At 66.4% G+C, this 21,463-nt stretch carries 21 protein-coding genes and 1 pseudogene; 11 read left to right on the top strand and 11 right to left on the bottom strand.

Translation table 11 applies throughout. The annotated features are described in order from the left end of the window. Window positions 1-349 precede the first annotated feature (349 nt). The 4 genes from trmB to ABFA30_RS01915 all read right to left on the bottom strand — a co-directional run bounded on the left by trmB (window position 350) and on the right by ABFA30_RS01915 (window position 2,603). The gene (gene trmB / locus ABFA30_RS01930; RefSeq protein WP_225787556.1) at window positions 350-1,072 is read right to left on the bottom strand and encodes a tRNA (guanosine(46)-N7)-methyltransferase TrmB; all 723 of its coding nucleotides are present in this window, start codon (window positions 1,070-1,072) and stop codon (window positions 350-352) included. Window positions 1,073-1,081: 9 nt separating this feature from the next. Next, entirely contained in the window at window positions 1,082-1,876 is a 795-nt protein-coding gene (locus tag ABFA30_RS01925; protein ID WP_253100168.1) for a thiazole synthase, read from the bottom strand. A gap of 51 nt (window positions 1,877-1,927) precedes the next feature. After that, window positions 1,928-2,128, bottom strand: a complete 201-nt coding sequence (gene thiS, locus ABFA30_RS01920; RefSeq protein WP_225787558.1) for a sulfur carrier protein ThiS — start codon at window positions 2,126-2,128, stop codon at window positions 1,928-1,930. Between the two features lie 103 nt (window positions 2,129-2,231). After that, complete coding sequence (locus tag ABFA30_RS01915; RefSeq protein ID WP_225787559.1) at window positions 2,232-2,603, bottom strand: DUF423 domain-containing protein; 372 nt, start codon at window positions 2,601-2,603, stop codon at window positions 2,232-2,234. A 37-nt stretch (window positions 2,604-2,640) separates the two neighbouring features. Between ABFA30_RS01915 and mtgA the strand changes: the two are divergent. Beyond that, window positions 2,641-3,380 (top strand): annotated as a pseudogene (gene mtgA, locus ABFA30_RS01910) (monofunctional biosynthetic peptidoglycan transglycosylase); the annotation flags it as partial. A 212-nt stretch (window positions 3,381-3,592) separates the two neighbouring features. On the opposite strand, the gene rpoH reads toward mtgA, so the two are convergent. From rpoH to ftsY, 4 genes are all read right to left on the bottom strand, one after another. Continuing rightward, a complete protein-coding gene (gene rpoH, locus ABFA30_RS01905) occupies window positions 3,593-4,447 on the bottom strand; it encodes an RNA polymerase sigma factor RpoH (RefSeq protein ID WP_225787561.1) in 855 nt (284 codons plus the stop codon). 112 nt (window positions 4,448-4,559) lie between these two features. After that, a complete protein-coding gene (gene ftsX / locus ABFA30_RS01900; protein ID WP_225787562.1) occupies window positions 4,560-5,585 on the bottom strand; it encodes a permease-like cell division protein FtsX in 1,026 nt (341 codons plus the stop codon). Continuing rightward, entirely contained in the window at window positions 5,582-6,253 is a 672-nt protein-coding gene (ftsE, locus tag ABFA30_RS01895; protein WP_225787563.1) for a cell division ATP-binding protein FtsE, read from the bottom strand. Before ftsE ends, ftsX begins: the two co-directional genes overlap by 4 nt. Further along, a complete protein-coding gene (gene ftsY / locus ABFA30_RS01890) occupies window positions 6,250-7,806 on the bottom strand; it encodes a signal recognition particle-docking protein FtsY (RefSeq protein WP_410045102.1) in 1,557 nt (518 codons plus the stop codon). The genes ftsE and ftsY overlap by 4 nt, the downstream gene beginning before the upstream one ends. A gap of 232 nt (window positions 7,807-8,038) precedes the next feature. On the opposite strand from ftsY, the gene ABFA30_RS01885 reads away from it, so the two are divergent. The 4 genes from ABFA30_RS01885 to ABFA30_RS01870 all read left to right on the top strand — a co-directional run bounded on the left by ABFA30_RS01885 (window position 8,039) and on the right by ABFA30_RS01870 (window position 12,570). Then, complete coding sequence (locus ABFA30_RS01885) at window positions 8,039-9,394, top strand: M16 family metallopeptidase (RefSeq protein ID WP_410045101.1); 1,356 nt, start codon at window positions 8,039-8,041, stop codon at window positions 9,392-9,394. Further along, a complete protein-coding gene (locus tag ABFA30_RS01880) occupies window positions 9,387-10,883 on the top strand; it encodes a M16 family metallopeptidase (protein WP_253090977.1) in 1,497 nt (498 codons plus the stop codon). The genes ABFA30_RS01885 and ABFA30_RS01880 overlap by 8 nt, the downstream gene beginning before the upstream one ends. Beyond that, window positions 10,883-11,485, top strand: a complete 603-nt coding sequence (rsmD, locus tag ABFA30_RS01875) for a 16S rRNA (guanine(966)-N(2))-methyltransferase RsmD (protein WP_225787567.1) — start codon at window positions 10,883-10,885, stop codon at window positions 11,483-11,485. Before ABFA30_RS01880 ends, rsmD begins: the two co-directional genes overlap by 1 nt. Window positions 11,486-11,577: 92 nt before the next feature. Further along, window positions 11,578-12,570, top strand: coding sequence for a hydrolase (locus tag ABFA30_RS01870; RefSeq protein ID WP_253100287.1), 993 nt, complete (start codon window positions 11,578-11,580; stop codon window positions 12,568-12,570). Window positions 12,571-12,637: 67 nt separating this feature from the next. Here ABFA30_RS01870 and ABFA30_RS01865 read toward each other — a convergent pair whose 3' ends face one another. Next, entirely contained in the window at window positions 12,638-13,492 is an 855-nt protein-coding gene (locus tag ABFA30_RS01865; protein WP_225787569.1) for a sulfurtransferase, read from the bottom strand. A 37-nt stretch (window positions 13,493-13,529) separates the two neighbouring features. After that, on the bottom strand, window positions 13,530-14,195 hold the full coding sequence (locus tag ABFA30_RS01860) for a TetR/AcrR family transcriptional regulator (RefSeq protein WP_225787570.1): 666 nt from the start codon (window positions 14,193-14,195) through the stop codon (window positions 13,530-13,532). 155 nt (window positions 14,196-14,350) lie between these two features. Between ABFA30_RS01860 and ABFA30_RS01855 the strand changes: the two genes are divergently transcribed. The 6 genes from ABFA30_RS01855 to ggt all read left to right on the top strand — a co-directional run bounded on the left by ABFA30_RS01855 (window position 14,351) and on the right by ggt (window position 20,532). Next, on the top strand, window positions 14,351-15,781 hold the full coding sequence (locus ABFA30_RS01855) for a coniferyl aldehyde dehydrogenase (RefSeq protein ID WP_253079854.1): 1,431 nt from the start codon (window positions 14,351-14,353) through the stop codon (window positions 15,779-15,781). Between the two features lie 13 nt (window positions 15,782-15,794). Beyond that, entirely contained in the window at window positions 15,795-16,280 is a 486-nt protein-coding gene (locus ABFA30_RS01850; RefSeq protein ID WP_225787572.1) for a twin-arginine translocation pathway signal protein, read from the top strand. A 19-nt stretch (window positions 16,281-16,299) separates the two neighbouring features. Further along, entirely contained in the window at window positions 16,300-17,898 is a 1,599-nt protein-coding gene (locus ABFA30_RS01845; protein ID WP_410045100.1) for a GMC family oxidoreductase N-terminal domain-containing protein, read from the top strand. Window positions 17,899-18,009: 111 nt separating this feature from the next. Beyond that, on the top strand, window positions 18,010-18,489 hold the full coding sequence (gene coaD, locus ABFA30_RS01840) for a pantetheine-phosphate adenylyltransferase (protein ID WP_225787574.1): 480 nt from the start codon (window positions 18,010-18,012) through the stop codon (window positions 18,487-18,489). Between the two features lie 109 nt (window positions 18,490-18,598). After that, window positions 18,599-18,850 (top strand): YfhL family 4Fe-4S dicluster ferredoxin, encoded by a 252-nt coding sequence (locus tag ABFA30_RS01835; protein ID WP_225787575.1) that lies wholly within the window; start codon window positions 18,599-18,601, stop codon window positions 18,848-18,850. Then, window positions 18,850-20,532, top strand: a complete 1,683-nt coding sequence (gene ggt, locus ABFA30_RS01830) for a gamma-glutamyltransferase (RefSeq protein WP_225787576.1) — start codon at window positions 18,850-18,852, stop codon at window positions 20,530-20,532. The genes ABFA30_RS01835 and ggt overlap by 1 nt, the downstream gene beginning before the upstream one ends. Before the next feature lie 118 nt (window positions 20,533-20,650). On the opposite strand, the gene mutM is transcribed toward ggt, so the two are convergent. Continuing rightward, the gene (gene mutM, locus ABFA30_RS01825; RefSeq protein ID WP_225787577.1) at window positions 20,651-21,463 is read right to left on the bottom strand and encodes a bifunctional DNA-formamidopyrimidine glycosylase/DNA-(apurinic or apyrimidinic site) lyase; all 813 of its coding nucleotides are present in this window, start codon (window positions 21,461-21,463) and stop codon (window positions 20,651-20,653) included.

Genomic DNA, 21,463 nt, shown 5'->3' with positions numbered 1-21,463 from the left:
GCCAGGTTGATGGCCCTTCGAAGAAAATCACCGGCACGGTTCTCAGGCCGTGTCGAAGGGGCTAGACAGCAAAATCCTTCGCCTACCCAGCCCTTTCATTGGATCCACTCACATGAGAGCAGGGCCGATAATACGCGGAACTGCTTTGCCTGAAGGCAATTAACTACTGCTGGATATGTCAACTCAATTGACGCCCCACTCGATGCTTTCTATCATCGACGCTGTGATTGATTTCCAGTGAAGCATCCGCATTGACGGCCTCTCAATCCGTCATTGCAAAAAAAACCGCCCTTTCAAAGGCGGTTTTTTTATTGCATTACGCAGGCAGTGTGGCGTCAGCCCAAGCCACTCAACCCAGCTTCTCGAACTTCAGATCCCACACCCCATGCCCCAGCCGCTCGCCACGGCGTTCGAACTTGGTGATCGGGCGCTCTTGCGGGCGCGGCACATAGGTACCGTCGGCGGCCTGGTTGCGATACCCCGGCGCGGCGCTCATCACCTCCAGCATGTGCTCGGCATAGGGCTCCCAGTCGGTGGCCATGTGGAACACGCCCCCGACCTTGAGCTTGCGCCGCACCAGCTCGGCGAATTCCGGCTGGACGATGCGGCGCTTGTGATGGCGCGCCTTGTGCCAAGGGTCGGGGAAGAACAGCATCAGCCGGTCGAGGCTGTTGTCGGCCACGCAGCGGTTGAGCACCTCGATGGCGTCGCAATCGTACACCCGCAGGTTCTTCAGGCCCTGGGTCAGCACGCCGTTGAGCAGCGCGCCGACACCTGGACGGTGCACCTCGACACCGATGAAGTCCTGTTCAGGCGCGGCAGCGGCCATTTCCAGCAGGGAATGGCCCATGCCGAAGCCGATCTCCAGGGTGCGCGGCGCCGAACGGCCGAACACCTGGTCGTAGTCCACCGGGCTGTCGGCCAGGGGCAGGATGAACAGGGGGCCGCCCTGTTCCAGACCGCGTTGCTGGCCTTCGGTCATGCGCCCGGCACGCATCACGAAGCTCTTGATACGGCGGTGGGGGCGCGCTTCGCCGTCGGTGGTGATCGGCGTTTCTTGCGATTCAGTCATCAGGGGCTCTTACTTGATCAGACCTTCCAGCGGCGACGAGGCGCTGGCATAGAGTTTCTTCGGCATGCGCCCGGCCAGGTAGGCCATGCGACCAGCGACGATGGCATGCTTCATGGCCTCGGCCATCAGCACCGGCTGCTGGGCATGGGCGATGGCCGAGTTCATCAGCACGGCCTCGCAGCCCATCTCCATGGCGATGGTGGCGTCGGAGGCGGTGCCCACGCCGGCATCGACCAGTACCGGGACCTTGGACTCCTCAAGGATGATCTGCAGGTTGTAGGGGTTGCAGATCCCCAGGCCGGTGCCGATCAGGCCAGCCAGCGGCATCACTGCGATGCAGCCGGCCTCGGCCAGTTGGCGGGCGATGATCGGGTCGTCGCTGGTGTAGACCATCACGTCGAAACCGTCCTTGACCAGCACTTCGGCAGCCTTGAGGGTTTCGATCACGTTGGGGAACAGGGTTTTCTGGTCGGCCAGGACTTCCAGCTTGACCAGGTTGTGGCCATCCAGCAGCTCGCGGGCCAGGCGGCAGGTACGCACCGCTTCGGTGGCGTCGTAGCAGCCGGCGGTGTTCGGCAGGATGGTGTAGCGGTCCGGTGGCAGCACGTCGAGCAGGTTCGGCTCGCCCGGATTCTGGCCGATGTTGGTACGGCGCACGGCGACGGTGACGATCTCGGCACCCGAGGCCTCGATGGCCAGGCGGGTCTCTTCCATGTCACGGTACTTGCCGGTACCGACCAGCAGGCGCGACTGGAAAGTGCGCCCGGCCAGGGTGAAGGGCTTGTCGCTACGAACGTTGCTCATCGTTGTTCCTCTGGAAAAGGTTACGGGGCTTGCAGGTGAATCGCCGACGGATCAACCGCCACCGATGGCATGGACCACTTCGACCTGGTCGCCGTCGTTGAGCAGCGTGCTGTCGTGCTGGCTGCGCGGCACGATATCCAGGTTGAGCTCCACCGCTACCCGGCGACCGGCCAGTTCCAGGCGGTTCAGCAGGGCCGCGACGCTCTCGCCATCGGGCAATTCGTAAGGTTCACCGTTCAATTGAATGCGCATGCGCACGGCCACCATTGTTCTTTGGGGGCCCGCATTCTAGCCCCGATCAGCGCTCGAACCCAAGGGCACGAGCGGCCATTAGTCGTGATTGTGGACCACTTGGTCAGCTCAATCGCCACGCCGCCAGCCCCAGGCACAGCCAGCCGGCGAGAAAGCACAGGCCACCGATGGGGGTGATGATGCCAAGCTTGCCCAGGCCACTGGTGGTCAGCACATAGAGGCTACCGGAGAACAGCACGATGCCCACGGCGAACAGACCGCCGGCCCAGCCCACCAGGCGTCCGGGCAAGTGCGTCGACAGCACGGCGACGCCGAGCAGGGCCAGGGCGTGGACCAGTTGATAAGTCACGCCGGTGTGGAAGATCGCCAGGTAATCGGCCGTGAGCCGGCTCTTCAGGCCGTGGGCGGCGAAAGCCCCCAGGGCGACACCAGTGAATCCAAAGAACGCGGCGAGCATCAGGAAGCTGCGAAGCATGGGGACGACTCCTCGGGTGGGGTCTGTATAATGGCCCGCTCCACAGGTTCCGGCCAAGCCATCGCCATGCTGTCATCCCTCATCCGCCGCCTCGTCCGCGCCCTGCTCTGGTTCGCCGCCGGCAGCATCGTGCTGGTCCTGGCGCTGCGCTGGGTACCGCCTCCGGGCACGGCACTGATGGTCGAGCGCAAGGTCCAGTCGTGGATGGCCGGCGAGCCGATCGACCTGCAGCGTGACTGGACGCCCTGGGCGCGGATCTCCGACGAACTGAAGGTCGCGGTCATCGCCGGCGAAGACCAGAAGTTCGCCAGCCACTGGGGCTTCGACATCCCGGCCATCCAGGCGGCCCTCGCCCATAACGAACGCGGCGGCAACCTGCGCGGCGCCAGCACTCTCACCCAACAGGTGGCCAAGAACCTGTTCCTGTGGTCCGGTCGCAGTTGGCTGCGCAAGGGGCTGGAGGCCTGGTTCACCGGGCTGATCGAGCTGTTCTGGTCGAAGGAGCGGATCCTCGAGATCTACCTGAACAGTGCCGAATGGGGGCCAGGTGTGTTCGGCGCCCAGGCGGCCGCACGCTACCACTTCGGCATCGATGCCAGCCGCCTTTCCCGCCAGCAGGCCAGCCAGTTGGCGGCCGTACTGCCCAGCCCGATCAAGTGGAGCGCCAGCCGGCCCAGCGCCTACGTGGCCAGCCGGGCCGGCTGGATCCGCCGGCAAATGAGCCAGTTGGGCGGGGCCAGCTACCTGATGCAGCTGGAGGCATCGCGCAGGCCTTGATACTCCTGCACCACCCTGCCCCTGCCCTGCCTGGCCCTATCGCTGGCAAGCCCCACACATGACCCTGCAATCCATATCATGCGTGATCGACTCGGACCCTGTGGGAGCTGGCTTGCCAGCGATAGGGCCAGTTCAGGCACCTTGAAATGCCAGGCATAAAAAACCGCCTGCCCATAAGACAAGCGGTTCTATCGATCCAGCCCAGCCGTCGATCAGACCGCGATCAACGCCTTGACCTTGTTCATCGCGTTCTTCTCCAACTGACGAATACGCTCCGCCGACACGCTGTATTTCTCCGCCAGCTCGTGCAGGGTGGCTTTTTCCTCGGCCAGCCAGCGCTGATAGAGAATGTCGCGGCTGCGCTCGTCCAGGCCTTGCAGGGCATCGTGCAGGTTGCTGGTGGAGTTGTCGCTCCAGTCGGCATCCTCCAGTTGCAGGGCCGGGTCGTAGCGGTGGTCTTCCAGGTAATGCGCTGGCGACTGGAAGGCACTGTCGTCATCGGCTTCGGCAGCTGGGTCGAAGGCCATGTCCTGGCCGCTCAGGCGGCTTTCCATCTCGCGCACTTCGCGAGGCTCGACGCCAAGGCTTTCGGCCACGCGATGGACTTCGTCATTGTTCAGCCAGGCCAGGCGCTTCTTCTGGCTACGCAGGTTGAAGAACAGCTTGCGCTGGGCCTTGGTGGTGGCCACCTTGACGATGCGCCAGTTGCGCAGGATGAACTCGTGGATCTCGGCCTTGATCCAGTGCACCGCGAAGGACACCAGACGCACGCCCATTTCCGGGTTGAAACGCTTTACCGCCTTCATCAGGCCGACGTTGCCTTCCTGGATCAGGTCGGCCTGGGCCAAGCCGTAGCCTGCATAGCTACGGGCGATGTGTACGACGAAACGCAGGTGGGCCATCACCATTTGCCGAGCGGCCTCAAGATCCTGCTCGTAGTAGAGACGCTCGGCCAGTTCACGCTCCTGCTCGGCCGTCAGCAGGGGGATGCTGTTGACCGTGTGCACATAGGCTTCCAGGTTTGCACCGGGAACCAGGGCATAAGCAGGTTGCAACGAAGTGGTCATTCAAGAACCTCCGACTCACTGAACTCGTGCCTTTTGGGCACTGCCAACATTGACCGGAAACCAAGAAACAAGTTCCCAGACTGAGAAAAAAGTCAATGCTGGCCAGAAAACATTATCGAGGCGCCAACTCGTTCAAGTGGCGGGCGACCGCGATCCATGCACCGATATACCCCAACAGCACGGCCCCGATCAAGAGCGACAGACCATCGGAACCCGGCACGCCGCCCAGGGCGAAGTCGCTGCCGTACAGCCCGGAGAGCCCTATGACCGCATCGTTCAGCCAGTCCAGGGAGAACGCCAGGATCCCCCAGGCCAGCAACCCCGCGCCCAGGCCGTACAGGGCCCCCATATAGAGGAAGGGGCGGCGCACGTAGCTGTCGGTCCCGCCCACCAGCTTGATCACTTCGATCTCGGTGCGGCGGTTCTCGATGTGCAGGCGAATTGTGTTACCAATTACCAACAGCAGGGCCGAAACCAGAAGCACGGCCAGGCCGAAGACGAAACGGTCACCCAGCTTGAGGATCGCCGCCAGGCGCTCCACCCACACCAGGTCCAACTGCGCCACCTCGACCTGCGGCAGCTCCGACAGACGCTGACGCAGGGCTTCCAGGGCCGGCTTGTCGACCTCGGTCGGGGTCACCACCACCACGCCGGGCAACGGGTTCTCCGGCAGCTCGCGCAGGGCTTCGCCCAGGCCGGACTGCTGCTGGAACTCCTCCAGCGCCTGTTCGCGGCTGACATACTGGGCATCGGCCACGCCAGGCATGCCCTTGATCTCGTCGCGCAAGGCCTCGCCTTCCTTGCCACCGGCGTCGAGCTTGAGGAACAGGGAGATCTGCGCGGCACGTTGCCAGGAACCGCCGAGCTTCTCGACGTTCTTCAGCAGCAGCGACAGCCCCATGGGCATGCTCAGCGCCACCGCCATCACCAGGCAGGTGAAGAAGCTGCCGATCGGCTGCTTGCCCAGGCGCCGCAGGCTGTCGGCCAGACTGGCCCGGTGGCTTTCCAGCCAGGCGTGCAGCAGGGTACGGAAATCTGGGCCGTCGTCGTCGTGACCTGCGCGTTTTTTCGCCGGCTGCGGGTCGGCGGCCTTGGGCGCGACGCGCTCGGAAACCTTCGGCGTACGTGTAGTGCTCATTGCCCGGCCTCCCCATCGCCGATCAGTCGACCGCGCTGCAGGGTCAGCATGCGGTGCCGCATGCGCGCGATCAGCGCCAGGTCATGGCTGGCGATCAATACCGTGGTGCCCAGGCGGTTGATGTCCTCGAACACCCCCATGATCTCCGCGGCCAGGCGCGGATCGAGGTTGCCGGTCGGCTCGTCGGCCAGCAGCAGGGCCGGCTGGTGGACGATGGCGCGGGCGATGCCGACCCGCTGTTGCTGGCCGGTGGACAGGTCGGCCGGGAACAGCTCGCCCTTGTCGGCCAGGGCCACTCGCTCCAGGGCCGAGTCCACCCGTTTGGCGATCTCGGGCTTGGACAGGCCTAGGATCTGCAGCGGCAACGCGACGTTGTTGAACACCGTGCGGTCGAACAGCAACTGGTGGTTCTGGAACACCACGCCGATCTGCCGACGCAGGAACGGGATCTGGGCGTTGCTGATCTGGCCCAGGTCCTGCCCGGCCAACAGCAGCTTGCCGTTGGTCGGACGCTCCATGGCCAGCAGCAGGCGCAGCAGCGTGCTCTTGCCGGCACCGGAGTGGCCGGTGACGAACAGGAACTCGCCCCGGCGCGCCCGGAAGCTCAGTTCGTGCAGGCCGACATGGCCGTTGGGGTAGCGCTTGGCAACCTGTTCGAATCGGATCATGGATGCTCCCGCTCGGCGAACAGAGCCTTGACGAATGGCTCGGCCTCGAAGGTACGCAGGTCGTCGATGCCTTCGCCGACGCCGATGAAGCGGATCGGCAGGGCGAACTGCTTGGCCAGGGCGAAGATCACTCCGCCCTTGGCGGTGCCGTCCAGCTTGGTCAGGGCAAGGCCGGTCAGTTCGACGCTCTGGTTGAAGTACTTGGCCTGGCTGATGGCGTTCTGGCCGGTGCCGGCGTCCAGCACCAGCAGGACCTCGTGGGGTGCCTCGGCATCGAGCTTGCCGATGACCCGGCGCACTTTCTTCAGTTCTTCCATCAGGTTGTCCTTGGTGTGCAGGCGACCGGCGGTATCGGCGATCAGCACGTCGATGCCACGGGCCTTGGCGGCCTGCACGGCGTCGAAGATCACCGAAGCCGAGTCGGCACCGGTGTGCTGGGCGATCACCGGGATCTGGTTACGCTCGCCCCACACCTGCAGTTGCTCCACGGCCGCGGCGCGGAAGGTGTCGCCAGCGGCCAGCATGACCTTCTTGCCTTCGAGCTGCAGTTTCTTGGCCAGCTTGCCGATGGTGGTGGTCTTGCCCGCGCCGTTCACACCGACCACGAGGATCACGTACGGCTTGCCCTGCGACTGGATCGTCAGTGGCTGTTCCACAGGGCGCAGCAGGGCGGCCAGCTCCTCCTGCAGCGACTTGTACAGCGCATCGGCGTCGGCCAGCTGCTTGCGAGCCACTTTCTGGGTCAGGTTCTGGACGATGGTCGAGGTGGCCTCCACGCCGACATCGGCGGTGAGCAGGCGTGTCTCGATCTCGTCGAGCAGGTCATCGTCGATGACCTTCTTGCCAAGGAACAGGCTGGCCATGCCCTCGCCGATGCTGGCGCTGGTCTTGGACAGGCCCTGCTTGAGGCGGGCGAAGAAACCGACCTTGGAAGGCTCGGCGGCGCCAGCGGGCGCAGCAGCGACCGGCTCGGGGGTAGGCTCGACGGGCGTCGGCACAGCGTCCGGCGCGGGCACAGGTTCGACAGGCGCCGGCGCAGCGACCGGTACGGGTTCGGGGCGCTCGGTTCGAACCTCAGCCGGCTCCGGCTCAGGGGCCGGGCGCTCGGGAATGACGGGGGGCGTCCTGGGTTCCAGGTCTGGGACCAGGGCCACAGGCTCCTCGGCGACTGGCAGGGTCAGGGTGCTGGCAGGCTGGGAGGCGCTGCCCGCCAGCGCTGGCGACGGCGTGGCCTCGTTCGCGGGCAAGCCCGCTCCCACAGGGGCCGCCAGGGCTTGATCCTCGGCGACAGGCAGCACCGGCGCGCCAGCAGGGGGCTGCGGCGCGGCGGCAGGTGCGGACTCGACAGGGGCTGGAGCCACGACCGGCGCCTCGGCGACCGGAGCAGGCTGTTCGACAGGCGCCTGCGGCGCTACCGGCTCGGCAGCCTGAGGCTCAGGGGATTGCGGCTGTTCGGCGACAGCTTGCTGCGGCTTCTTGCGAAACCAGCTGAACAGGCCTTTCTTCTCACCAGCCTCGGCCGGCGCTTTTTTGTCGTCGTTGGAACCAAACATGGAAGACGGCTATCTCAGGGTAGCGATGGGCCATCAACGGCGCATCGGAAATTCTTGGTAACGCAGAACAGACTCTCTTGGATCCGGCTGGTTCATGCGCAACGTTTTGTCGAAGTGGCCTGTGGGCCAGAACGGCGACAGGCATGGTCGCCAGGCAACCGGATCAGTATCCTAGCACCTCCTGGCCCGCCGACGCTAAGCCAAGCGGGCCGCCGTACAGGTTAACCAACGTATGAATGCTCTAGCCCGCCGCGCCGCTGGTCTGTTGCTCAGCGCGCTCTGCCTGCCGCTCGCGGCCCTCGCCGCCGATCCGCAGCCCACCCACGAGTTCATCCTCGACAACGGCCTGAAGGTGGTCGTGCGCGAAGACCATCGCGCCCCGGTGGTGGTTTCGCAGATCTGGTACAAGGTCGGCTCCAGCTACGAGACCCCGGGCCAGACCGGGTTGTCCCACGCCCTGGAGCACATGATGTTCAAGGGCAGCGCCAAGGTCGGCCCTGGCGAGGCCTCGCGCATCCTGCGCGACCTCGGCGCGCAAGAGAACGCCTTCACCAGCGACGACTACACCGCCTACTACCAGATCCTCGCCCGCGACCGCCTGCCGGTGGCCCTGGAGCTGGAGGCCGACCGCCTGGCCAGCCTGCGCCTGCCGGCCGACGAGTTCAGCCGCGAGATCGAGGTGATCAAGGAAGAGCGCCGCCTGCGCACCGACGACCAGCCCAATGCCAAGGCCTTCGAGCTGTTCCGCGCCATGGCCTACCCGGCCAGCGGCTACCATACCCCGACCATCGGCTGGATGGCCGACCTCGAGCGCATGAAGGTCGAGGAACTGCGCCACTGGTACGAATCCTGGTACGCGCCGAACAACGCCACCCTGGTGGTGGTCGGCGATGTCAGCGTCGACGAGGTCAAGGGCCTCGCCAACAAGTATTTCGGCGCCATTCCCAAGCGCGCCGTGCCGCCGGCCAAGCTGCCGCTGGAGCTGGCCGAACCCGGCCTGCGCCAGCTGACCCTGCATGTGCGCACCCAGTTGCCAAGCCTGATCTACGGCTTCAACGTACCAGGCCTGGCCACCGCCAAGGACCCACGCAGCGTCCATGCCCTGCGCCTGATCTCCGCCCTGCTCGACGGCGGCTACAGCGCCCGCATGCCAGCCCGCCTGGAGCGCGGCCAGGAGCTGGTGGCCGGCGCCTCGTCCAGCTACAACGCCTTCACCCGTGGCGACAGCCTGTTCCTGGTCTCGGCCACTCCGAACGTACAGAAGCAAAAGACCCTCGCCGACGTCGAGAAAGGCATCTGGCAATTGCTCGACGAACTCAAGACCACGCCGCCCAGCGCCGAGGAGCTCGAGCGCGTGCGCGCCCAGGTGATCGCCGGCCTGGTCTACGACCGTGACTCCATCAGCAGCCAGGCCACCACCATCGGCCAACTGGAAACCGTGGGCCTGTCCTGGAAGCTGATCGACAGCGAACTCGACGAGCTCAAGCGCGTGACCCCGCAGGACATCCAGGACGCCGCCCGCACCTACTTCACCCGCGAACGCCTGAGCGTTGCCCATGTACTGCCCGAGGAGTCCGCCCATGAGTGACCGCAGCGCAACTCGCTACACCCTGTTCGGCCTCGGCATCATCGTGCTGGTGGTGGCCCTGGCCATGGCCTTGGCCCGCCCAGCCCAGTCGGACAACGTGGCACAGGCCGACAGCACCGCCGCCCGTCCGGCCAACACCCTGCAGTCCCTGGCCGAGCTGGACGGCAAGGCGCCCAGCCGGCGCCAGCTGAACATCCAGAGCTGGAATACCGCCGAAGGCGCCCGCGTGCTGTTCGTCGAAGCCCGCGAGCTGCCGATGTTCGACCTGCGCGTGACCTTCGCCGCCGGCAGCAGCCAGGACGGCGACACGCCAGGCCTGGCCACCCTGACCAACGCCATGCTCAACGAAGGCGTGGCCGGCAAGGACGTGACCGCCATCGCCGAAGGCTTCGAAGGCCTGGGGGCGGACTTCGGCAACGGCGCCTACCGCGACATGGCGGTGGCCACCCTGCGCAGCCTAAGTGCCGCCGACAAGCGCGAGCCGGCGCTGAAGCTGTTCGCCGAGGTGGTGGGCAAACCGACCTTCCCGGACGATGCCCTCACGCGCATCAAGAACCAACTGCTGGCAGGCTTCGAGTACGAGAAGCAGAACCCCGGCAAGATCGCCGGCAAGGCGCTGTTCGCCAAGCTGTACGGCGATCATCCCTACGCCCATCCGAGCGACGGCACCGCCGAGAGCATCCCCGGAATCACCCTGGAGCAGTTGCGCGCCTTCCACGCCAAGGCCTATGCGGCCGGCAACGCGGTGATCGCCCTGGTCGGCGACCTCAGCCGCGACGAAGCAGAGGCCATCGCCGCCCAGGTTTCCACTGCCCTGCCCAAGGGCCCGGCCCTGCCCAAGCCGGCCGAGCCTGTCGAGCCCAAGGCGGGCCTGACCCACATCGACTTCCCCTCCAAGCAAACCCACTTGATGCTGGCCGAGCTCGGCATCGACCGCCAGAACCCGGACTGGGCCGCCCTCTCCTTGGGCAACCAGATCCTTGGCGGCGGCGCCTTCGGCACCCGCCTGATGAGCGAGGTCCGCGAGAAACGTGGCCTGACCTATGGCGTCTATTCGGTGTTCAGCCCGATGCAGGTGCGCGGGCCATTCATGATCAACCTGCAGACCCGCGCCGAATTGAGCGAAGGCACCCTCAAGCTGGTCCAGGATATCCTCGCCGACTACCTGGAACATGGCCCGACCCAGCAAGAGCTGGACGACGCCAAGCGCGAACTGGCCGGCAGCTTCCCGCTGTCCAATGCCAGCAACGCCAGTATCGTCGGTCAACTGGGGGCGATAGGCTTCTACAACCTGCCGCTGACCTGGCTCGAGGACTTCATGCAGCAATCCCAGGACCTGACTGTCGAGCAGGTCAAGGCGGCCATGAACAAGCACCTGTCGGCAGACAAGCTGGTGATCGTCACGGCCGGCCCGAAGGTGCCGCAGAAACCGCTGCCACCGCTCACTGACAAACCCGCCGAGCAACCGCTCGGCGTACCGGAGCACTAATGGCCAAGCCATCCAGACCCGCCCACCCGGGCCAAGGGCCCAGCAAGGGCCCGGGCCACCTGCGCATCATCGCCGGCGAGTGGCGCAGCCGCCGCCTGACGGTACCCGAAGGAGACGGCCTGCGCCCGACCCCCGACCGGGTCCGCGAAACCCTGTTCAACTGGCTGGCACCGTATATCGAGGGCGCCCAGGTGCTGGATGCCTTCACCGGCAGCGGGGCGCTGGTCCTGGAGGCCCTGTCGCGTGGAGCCGAGGACGCTGTGGCCCTGGACAGCAACCCGGCAGCGATCGCCAACCTCAAGCACAACCTGGAGGTCTTGCGCTGCCCCCGCGGCCAGATCCTGCAGACCGACGCGCTGCGCTACCTGCAAGGGCCGGCCAAGCAGCGGTTCGACGTGGTATTCCTCGACCCGCCTTTCCATCAGGACTTGCTGGCCAACACCTGCAACCTGCTCGAAGACGGCCAGTGGCTGCGTGAACAGGCCTGGATCTACACCGAGAGCGAAGCTGCGCCCTCTACCCTGCCGATGCCTGGCAACTGGCGCCTGCACCGGGAAAAGAAGACCGGCCAGGTGCACTACGCGCTCTGGCAGCGCGGCTGACGTCCAGCGGCAGGCACGGCTGCGACCAATAGCGCAGGTACAGTGGCGACGATTCATGTCAAGCTAGGCAGGCACAACAGGGGTCACCCAGCATGCCTAGCCTCAACGCCACTTTCCGTCCGGCCACCGGCCTGTCCAACCCCCACCTGCAGACCCTGTGGGGGCCGCTGTGGCGCAAGCTCCCCGACCTGCAGCGCACCCGCGAGCGCCTGTGGCTGGCCGATGGCGACTTCCTCGACCTGGACTGGCATGGCCCACACCAGCCCGCCGCCCCGCTGGTGCTGGTGCTGCACGGCCTGACTGGCTCGTCCGCCTCCCCCTACGTCAAAGGCCTGCAGCAGGCGCTGCAGGCCCGTGGCTGGGCCAGCGTCGCCGTCAACTGGCGCGGTTGCTCCGGCGAGCCGAACCTGCTGCCGCGCAGCTACCACTCCGGCGCCAGCGAAGACCTGGCCGAGACCATTCGCCACCTGCGCGCCCAGCGCCCGCTGGCGCCGCTGTATGCGGTCGGTTATTCGCTGGGCGGCAATGTGCTGCTCAAGTACCTGGGCGAGAGCGGTACGACCAGCCAACTGGAGGCCGCGGTGGCGGTGTCGGTGCCGTTTCGCCTGGATCAGTGCGCCGATCGCATCGGCCAGGGTTTTTCCAAGGTCTACCAGGCGCATTTCATGCGCGAGATGCTTGCCTATGTGCAGCAGAAGCAGCGGCACTTTCGCGAGAGCGGCCATCACGAAGGGTTGGCGGCGCTCGAGCGCCTGGGGCCGTTACGCAACCTGCGCACGTTCTGGGATTTCGACGGCAAGGTCACCGCACCGTTGAATGGTTTCAGCGATGCCCATGACTACTACCGGCGCTCGTCGAGCCGCTACTACCTAGGCGAGAACCGGACGCCGACACTGATCATCCATTCCACCGACGACCCGTTCGTGTCCGGCCACAGCCTGCCCGCAGCCAGCGAGTTGGCGGCACAGACGCATCTGGAGCTACATGAGCGAGGCGGGCATGTGGGGTTCGTCGATGGCAGCCTGCGCAATCCGGGGTATTACCTGGAGCGGAGGATTGCGCAATGGTTGGCAGAGGGCGCCTAGAACAGCCCTGACACCCCACTGCCTGCCAGAACTACCTGCTTTCACAGATGACGAAGACCTCGAAAGCTCAGTCCCCTTTCGCCACGCCATGCTGTGGATCATTGATCCACTCGCTCCACGACCCGGCATACAACCGCCCCAGCGGGTACCCCGCCAGCGCCAGGGCGAACAGGTTGTGGCAAGCGGTCACCCCCGAGCCGCAATAGGCTACTAGCTGTTCCGGTGCCCGCCCTGCCAGTGCCTCGTCGAAACGCTGCTTGAGCTGCGCGGCCGGCAGGAAGTGGCCATCCGGCCCCAGGTTGTCGGTGAACGCCAAGCACTGGGCCCCCGGAATATGCCCGGCCACCGGGTCGATCGGCTCGACATCGCCACGAAAACGCGGCAGCGCGCGGGCATCGATGAGGGTCAACTCCGGTTGCCCCAGGCGCTTGGCCAGACGCTCGGCGTCGATCAGCAGCTTCATGTCCGGCTCACCGGTGAAACTGCCCTCGCGCTTGACCGGTGGATCGAGGCTCAGCGGCAGATGGGCGGCATGCCAGGCCTTGAGGCCACCATCGAGGATGAAAACGTTATCGCGCTTGCCCAGCCAGGCCAGCAGCCACCAGGCGCGGGCGGCAAACGCGCCGGGGCCATCGTCGTACAGCACCACCTGGCTGTCGTTGTCCATGCCCCATTCGCGCAGGCGCTCGACCAGCCGTCGCGGATCCGGCAGCGGGTGGCGCCCGGTGCGGCCCTTGACCACCGGCCCGCTCAGGTCCCGCTCCAGGTCGGCGAAGTGCGCCCCCGCGATATGCCCCTCGGCATAGCTGCGTTGGCCGTAATCCACATCCTCCAGGGCAAAACGACAGTCGAGGATCACCAACCCCGGCGACTCCAGGCGGTCGGCCAACTGCTGCGGGGTGATCAATTGCGCAAGGGGCATGACAATCTCCTGATCGATGGCACGAAAGGCCCTGGAGTCACTGCTCCAGGGCCTGGTTGAACGGTACGTGGAACTCCTCGCAGAGCGTATCCACGGCAGCGCGCGAACTGGCGGTGACGAACCCCAGTTCCAGCACCAGTACCTGGTAGACGCCGCGCTTGAAGGCTTCTTCACCCAGGTGCGCGGAATGTTCGCGCGTGGTGCTGAGAAAACGAACCCATGAGGTCAGGACGATCCAGGCGTTGATGGTCAGCGATTCGATCTGCGCCGCATCCATGGCCAGGATCCCGGCCTCGACGAAGCCCCGGTAGATCGCCTGGCCCTGCTGCAGGCAACGCTGGGAGAAACGCCGGTAACGGGCGGCGAGTTCCGGGTCGCTGTCGAGCAGGTGCTCCAGGTCGCGGTGCAGGAAGCGATAGTTCCACATCGCCGCCAGCAGGGCCTTGAGGTAGAAGCGCTTGTCCTCGACCGTCGCGGTGCGCCCCTGGGGAGGCCGCAGGAAGCTGTCCACCAGCGCTTCGTACTGGCTGAAGAGCACGGCGATGATCGCCTGCTTGTTAGGGAAGTGGTAGTACAGGTTGCCAGGCGAGATTTCCATGTGCGCGGCGATGTGGTTGGTACTGACGCTGCGTTCGCCCTGCTGGTTGAACAGCTCCAGGCTGTTCTGCACGATGCGCTCACGGGTCTTCATGCGCGGGGCCATGCTCAGCTCCAAGTCTGCGTACTTCAATGATCGCCCATCTTAAGGTGTATCTGCCAAGGGATGCACCGTTCTGTGCCAGGGCGCAAAAAACTCGCGCCAGCGCGCAAATTAGAGTATAGGCTCTAGTCATAACAGCCCCCTTTCGTGGAGCCGCCATGACTTCGCCGATCGCCTTGCCTCCTGTGTATTCCGACCCCGACCTGGCCGCGACGTTCGCTGCCCAGCGCCAGGCGTTCGCCAGCCACCCCATGCCCGAGGCGGCCCAACGCCGGCAATGGCTGAAAAGCCTGCGCGAGGCCTTGCTGGCAGGGCAGCAACAGCTGGTCGAAGCCATCGACCAGGACTTCGCAGGCCGCAGCGCCGACGAAACCCTGCTGGCCGAGTTGCTGCCATCGGTACAGGGCCTGCGCCATGCCGAGCGTCACCTGCAACGCTGGATGCGACCTTCGCGGCGCAGGGTCGGCCTGGCCTTCCAGCCGGCCAGCGCCCGGGTGCTGTACCAGCCGCTGGGGGTGGTGGGCATCATCGTGCCGTGGAACTACCCGCTGTTCCTGGCCATCGGCCCGTTGACCTGCGCCCTGGCCGCCGGCAACCGGGTGATGCTCAAGCTCAGCGAAGCCACGCCGGCCACCGGGCAAGCGCTCAAGGCATTGCTGGAGCGAGTGTTCCCCGGCGACCTGGTCAGTGTCGTGCTCGGCGACATGCAAGTCGGCCAGGCCTTCTCCCGCCTGCCGTTCGACCACCTGCTGTTCACCGGCTCCACTGCCGTCGGCCGCCACGTGATGCTCGCCGCCGCACAGAACCTGACCCCCGTGACCCTGGAGCTGGGCGGCAAGTCGCCGGCCATCGTCTCGGCCAGCGTGCCGCTGGACACCGCCGCCGAGCGCATCGCCTTCGGCAAGACCCTCAACGCCGGCCAGACCTGCGTCGCCCCCGACTATGTACTGGTCCCACGCCAACGCCTGGGAGCCTTCGCCGATGCCTACCGGCGTGCCGTGCGCCGCTTGTACCCACGCATCGGCGACAACCCGGACTACAGCGCCATCGTCAACCCGCGGCAATTGCAGCGCCTGGAGCGACTGCTGGAGGATGCCCGCGACAAAGGTGCCCAAGCGCTCGACCTCTACCCTGACGAACCTCGCCAGGGCCGGCGCCTGCCGCCCCATGTGCTGCTGGATGTGAACGATGACATGCAGGTGATGCAGGAGGAGATCTTCGGCCCCTTGCTACCGCTGGTGCCCTACGACAGCCTCGACGACGCCCTGGCCTACATCAACGACCGTCCGCGCCCCTTGGCGCTCTATTACTTCGGCTACGACCGCGCCGAGCAGGACCATGTCATGCGCCATAGCCATTCCGGCGGCGTCTGCCTCAACGACACCCTGCTGCATGTGGCCCAGGACGACCTGCCCTTCGGTGGCATCGGCCCATCCGGCATGGGGCACTACCACGGGCACGAGGGTTTCCTGACCTTCAGCAAGGCCAAGGCGGTGCTGGCCAAGCAGCGCTTCAACGCCGCCCGATTGATCTACCCGCCTTACGGCAAGGCCTTGCAACGCCTGGTCTACAAGCTGTTCATCCGCTGAGCGAGGCGCCCCCATGCACCGCCGCGACCTGCTCCAGTTCAGCCTCGGCGCCAGCGTCTTCCTGGCCGGCGCCAGCCTGGTCGGTTGTTCGCCACAGGCCAGCGCGCCGGGCTTCAGCACGCTGCGCGACGACGACCTGCCGCTGCTGCATGCCCTGATTCCCGTGGTGCTGGCCGGCACCCAAGCGTCGCCGACGCTGGTCCTGCACAGCCTGGACCACAAGCTGGCGGCGCTGTCGCCGGCGATGCTCAAGCTCACCCGGCAACTGTTCGACGTGCTCAACCTGCCGCTGACCCGCGGGCCCTTGACCGGTGTCTGGGGCCGCTGGGAGAACGCCAGCCCCGCACAGGTCAGCGCCTTTCTCGCGCGCTGGCAGGACAGCTCGCTGAACCTGCTGCGCATGGGCCACGCCTCGCTGCTGCAACTGCTGCTCATGGCCTGGTACGAGCGCCCCGAAGCCTGGGCGGCCTGTGGTTACCCCGGCCCTCCGAACATCTGATCCCACAAGAGCCTCCCCGATGCCCGTAGCCGACCCGTTTCGCCAAGGCCTGGAACAAGGCTGGATCACCCATGATGCCTCGCGCCTGGAGCAAGACCTGACCCTGCAAGCCGACGTCGCCGTGATCGGCAGCGGCGCAGGTGGCGCCACCACTGCGGAAATACTCAGTGCCGCCGGCTTCAAGGTCCTGCTGATCGAGGAAGGCCCGCTCAAGACCAGCAGCGACTTCCACCTGCTGGAGAACGAGGCCTACGCCAGCCTCTACCAGGAAGGGCTGGGGCGCATGAGCAAGGACGGCGCCATCACCATCCTCCAGGGTCGAGCCGTGGGGGGGACGACGCTAGTCAACTGGACCTCGAGCTTCCGCACGCCGCCACAGACCCTCGGCCACTGGGCCAGGGAGCACGGGGTGAAAGGCCTGGGCAGCGAAGACCTGCAACCCTGGTTCGAACGCCTGGAGCGACGCCTGGGCATCAGCCCCTGGGCCGTCCCGCCGAACGCCAACAACGAGGTACTGCGGCGCGGCTGCGAAGCCCTCGGCTACCACTGGGCGGTGATCCCACGCAACGTGCGCGACTGCTGGAACCTCGGCTACTGCGGCATGGGCTGCCCGGTCAACGCCAAGCAGTCGATGCTGGTGACCAGCATCCCGGCCACCCTCGACAACGGCGGCGAACTGCTCTACCTGGCGCGGGCCGAGCGCTTCCTGCACGACGGCGAGCGCATTGGCGAACTGCTCTGCCAGGCCCTGGACAGCCAAGGCGTACATCCCAACGGGCGCCAGGTACGGGTCCGCGCTCGCCACTACGTGCTGGCCGGCGGCGGCATCAACAGCCCTGCCCTGCTGCTGCGCTCGGCAGCGCCAGACCCTTACCAGCGCCTGGGCAAGCGCACCTTCCTGCACCTGGTCAACTTCAGCGTGGCGCGGTTCGCCGAACGGATCGACCCTTTCTACGGCGCGCCCCAGTCCATCTACAGCGATCATTTCCAGTGGCTGGAGGGTGTCGACGGCCCGATTGGCTACAAGCTGGAGGTGCCGCCGCTGCACCCGGCCCTGGCCAGTACCCTGTTGGGCGGGCATGGCCTGGAGAATGCCCAGCGCATGGCCGAGCTGCCGCATACCCACATGATGCTGGCCTTGCTGCGCGACGGTTTCCACCCGCAGAGCCAGGGCGGCCAGGTGGAGCTGCGCAGCGACGGCTCGCCCGTGCTCGACTACCCGCTCACCGACTACCTGCGCGACGGCCTGCGCCGGGCCTACCACAGCATGGCGCAGATCCAGTTCGCCGCCAGCACCGCCCAGGTGATGCCGGTACATGGGGATGCACGCTACGTCGACGACCTGCGCCAGGCCCAGGCACTGATCGAGCGCCTGCGCCTGGAACCCTTTCACACCCGCCTGGGCAGCGCCCATGTCATGGGCGGCTGCGCGCTGGGCGAGGACCCGCGTCAAGCGGTGTGCGACAGCCTGGGTCGGCATCACCAGTTGCAGAACCTGTCGATCCACGACGGTTCGCTGTTCCCCACCAGCATCGGTGCCAACCCGCAACTGTCGGTCTACGCCATCAGCGCCCGGCTCGGCGAGGCGCTGGCTACCCGCCTGGCGCGTGGCGCATGACAACGATTATCCGCACTGTCTATAGTGCCATCATTCGGCCGCGTGACTTGGCCGGGCGCAGTCCCTGCGCTACCATCCGACTCCCCAACGCACTCCAGCCAGGATGACGCGATGAACCGAGTGTTGTACCCGGGTACTTTCGACCCCATTACCAAAGGCCATGGCGATCTGGTCGAACGTGCGTCGCGCCTGTTCGACCACGTGATCATCGCCGTGGCGGCCAGCCCGAAGAAGAATCCGCTGTTCCCCCTGGAGCAACGGGTCGCGCTGGCCCGCGAGGTCACCAAGCACCTGCCCAATGTCGAAGTCATCGGCTTCTCCACCCTGCTGGCGGCGTTCGCCAAGGAACAGGGCGCCAATGTGCTGCTGCGCGGCCTGCGCGCGGTATCGGACTTCGAGTACGAGTTCCAGCTGGCCAACATGAACCGCCAACTGGCACCGGATGTCGAGAGCCTGTTCCTCACGCCGTCGGAGCGTTACTCCTTCATCTCTTCGACCCTGGTCCGGGAGATCGCCGCGCTGGGTGGCGACATCAGCAAGTTCGTTCATCCGGTGGTGGCCGACGCCCTGAGCGAACGCTTCAGGAAGTGATGCCCCCTGCCTGAACGTCGCGCCCGCGTGCACTGCGGGCGCGAATGCGGCACAATTGTGCCCATTGGTTTGAAACATGCCCGGGCCTCGAGCCCCGGCCGGAGTCCCCATGTCCCTGATCATCACCGACGATTGCATCAACTGCGACGTCTGCGAACCCGAGTGCCCGAACGCCGCCATCTCCCAGGGCGAAGAGATCTACGTGATCGACCCGAACCTGTGCACCCAGTGCGTGGGCCACTATGACGAGCCCCAGTGCCAGCAGGTCTGCCCGGTCGACTGCATCCCCCTGGATGAAGCCCACCCGGAGACCCACGACGAACTGATGGCCAAGTACCGCCGGATCACCGGCAAGGCCTAATGCCACTCGTCGCCGCGTTTCGCAGCGTATGCCTCGGCACGCTCCTGGCGCTGCTGGCCAGCGCCGCCCTGGCCGACGGGCCCGGTCGCGCCGCCATCGCCAGCCCCCATGGCGAGGCTACCGCAGCTGCCCGGCAGATCCTCGCGCAAGGTGGTAACGCCTTCGACGCGGCCATTGCCATCAGCGCCGCGCTGGCGGTGGTCGAGCCCTATGGCTCCGGGCTCGGCGGCGGTGGTTTCTTCCTGCTCCGCGAAGCCGGCGACACACCACGCTATGCCTTTCTCGACGCCCGCGAGCGCGCCCCTGGCGCAGCGACGCCAGGCATGTACCTCAAAGACGGCAAGCCCCTGCCCAACCTGTCGATCAACGGACCGCTGGCCGCCGCCATCCCCGGCCTGCCCCAGGCCCTGGCCGACCTTGCGCAGGCCCACGGCCAACTCCCCCTCAAGGACAGCCTGGCCCCGGCCATCCGCCTGGCGAACCAGGGGTTCGCCGTCGATCGCATCTATCGCGACCGCGCGACCATGCGCCTGTCTGCCCTGCGCGACAACCCGGAAAGCGCGCGGCTGTTCCTGAGCGACAGCCAGGTGCCAGCCCTTGGCACGGTGATCCGTCAGCCGGAGCTGGCCGACACCCTGCAACGCCTGGCCGATCACGGTCGCGATGGCTTCTACCGTGGCCCCCTGGCGCGTCAACTGGTCGATGGTGTACGCCAGGCAGGCGGGATCTGGACCCTCGACGACCTCGCCAGCTACCACACCGCCTGGCGCGAACCGCTGCGCTTCGCACTGGCCGAGCGCCGCGAGCTGATCAGCAGCCCGCCCCCCTCGGCCGGCGGCGTGGCCGTGGCCCAGAGCCTGGCCATGCTCCAGCGCCTGCCGTGGCAGCAGGCCGAGCCGGTCCAGCGCAGCCACTACGTGGTCGAAACGCTGCGCCGCGCGTACCGCGACCGTGGCTCGCTCGGCGACCCGGACTACGTCGCCAACCCCATCGACCGCCTGTTGGCCCGTGGCTACCTGACAGGTCTGGCCGACAGCATCGATGTCCACCAGGCCACGCCCAGCAGTACCCTGCCACCGGCCAGCGCCTGGCGCGAAGGCGACCACACCACGCATTTCGCGGTGATCGATGCCCTGGGCAATGCCGTGTCGGCCACGCTCTCGGTCAACCTGCCGTTTGGCGCAGCCTTCAGCGTGCCGGGCACGGGTGTGGTGTTGAACAACGAGATGGACGACTTCGCCGCCGACCCTGGCGGCAGCAACAGCTATGGCCTGGCCGGCAGCCAGGCCAATGCGGTGGCGGCGGGCAAGCGGCCGTTGTCGAGCATGAGCCCGAGCTTCATCGAAAGCCCGGAGCAGTTCGCCAGCTTCGGCACGCCGGGCGGCAGCCGCATCCCGAGCATGGTGCTGCTGTCGATGCTGGGTTATCTCGAAGGTCGCCCGGTGGCCGAGTGGCCGGCCATGCCCCGCTACCATCACCAGTACCTGCCGGATGTGCTCGAACACGAACCAGGGACCTTCAGCCAGGCGCAGAAGGAGCAGTTGCAGGCACGCGGCTACCGCCTGAAAGACCTGGGGCGCACCTATGGCAACCAGCAGGTGCTGTACTGGGACAAGGCTGCCGGCACACTGGAGGCCGCGAGCGATCCGCGTGGGGTCGGCGAGGCCATGGTATTCGAATAGCCTGCGAGAGGGGCCGCTTTGCGGCCCTATCGCGGGCAAGCCCGCTCCCACAAGGGGCGCGCTGCTCTTGAGGTCAACGCCAAAGGCGATGGGCTGCAAAGCAGCCCCAAGAGGGATGTCAGCGCTGGCAACGCGGGCAGTAGACGCTCGCCCGCTGCCCCAGCTTCACTTCACGCAGGGTGGTGCCACAGACCTTGCACGGCTGGCCGCCCCGGCCATAGACGAACAGTTCCTGCTGGAAATACCCCGGTTTCCCATCGCCCCCCACGAAATCGCGCAGCGTGGTGCCGCCCTGTTCGATGGCCGCCGCCAGCACCCGCTTGATCTCGATCGCCAGCTTCAGGTAGCGGGCTCGGGAAATGCCGCCGGCCTCGCGGCGCGGGTCGATGCCCGCGGCGAACAGCGCTTCGGTGGCGTAGATGTTGCCCACCCCCACCACCACGGCGTTGTCCATGATGAACGGCTTGACCGCCATGGCCCGCCCCCGGGAAAGCTGGAACAGGCGCTCGCCGTCGAACAGGTCGGTCAGCGGCTCCGGCCCCAGGCGCACCAGCAGTTCGTGGTTGAGCGGATCGAGGCTCCAGAGCATGGCGCCGAAACGGCGCGGGTCGGTGTAGCGCAGGGCCAGGCCCGACTCCAGCTCGATATCCACATGCTCGTGCCTGGCAGCAGGCAAGCCCAGCTCCACCAGGCGCAGGTTGCCCGACATGCCCAAGTGGCTGATCAGGGTGCCGACCTCGGCATTGAGCAGCAGGTACTTGGCACGCCGCTGCACCGTGACGATGCGCTGCCCCGACAGGCGCACGTCCAGGTCCTCCGGGATCGGCCAGCGCAGGCGCCCGTCACGGACCACCACGCGGCTGACCCGCTGGCCTTCCAGGTAAGGCGCGATACCGCGCCGCGTAGTCTCGACTTCTGGCAATTCCGGCAT

Origin of the sequence: Pseudomonas sp. HLMP, assembly GCF_046365545.1 — a bacterium.
In the GTDB taxonomy this organism is placed as follows: Bacteria; Pseudomonadota; Gammaproteobacteria; order Pseudomonadales; family Pseudomonadaceae; genus Aquipseudomonas; species Aquipseudomonas guariconensis_B.
The sequence above is the reverse complement of the archived record's forward strand: the minus strand, read 5'-3'. Positions and strand labels throughout refer to the sequence as shown.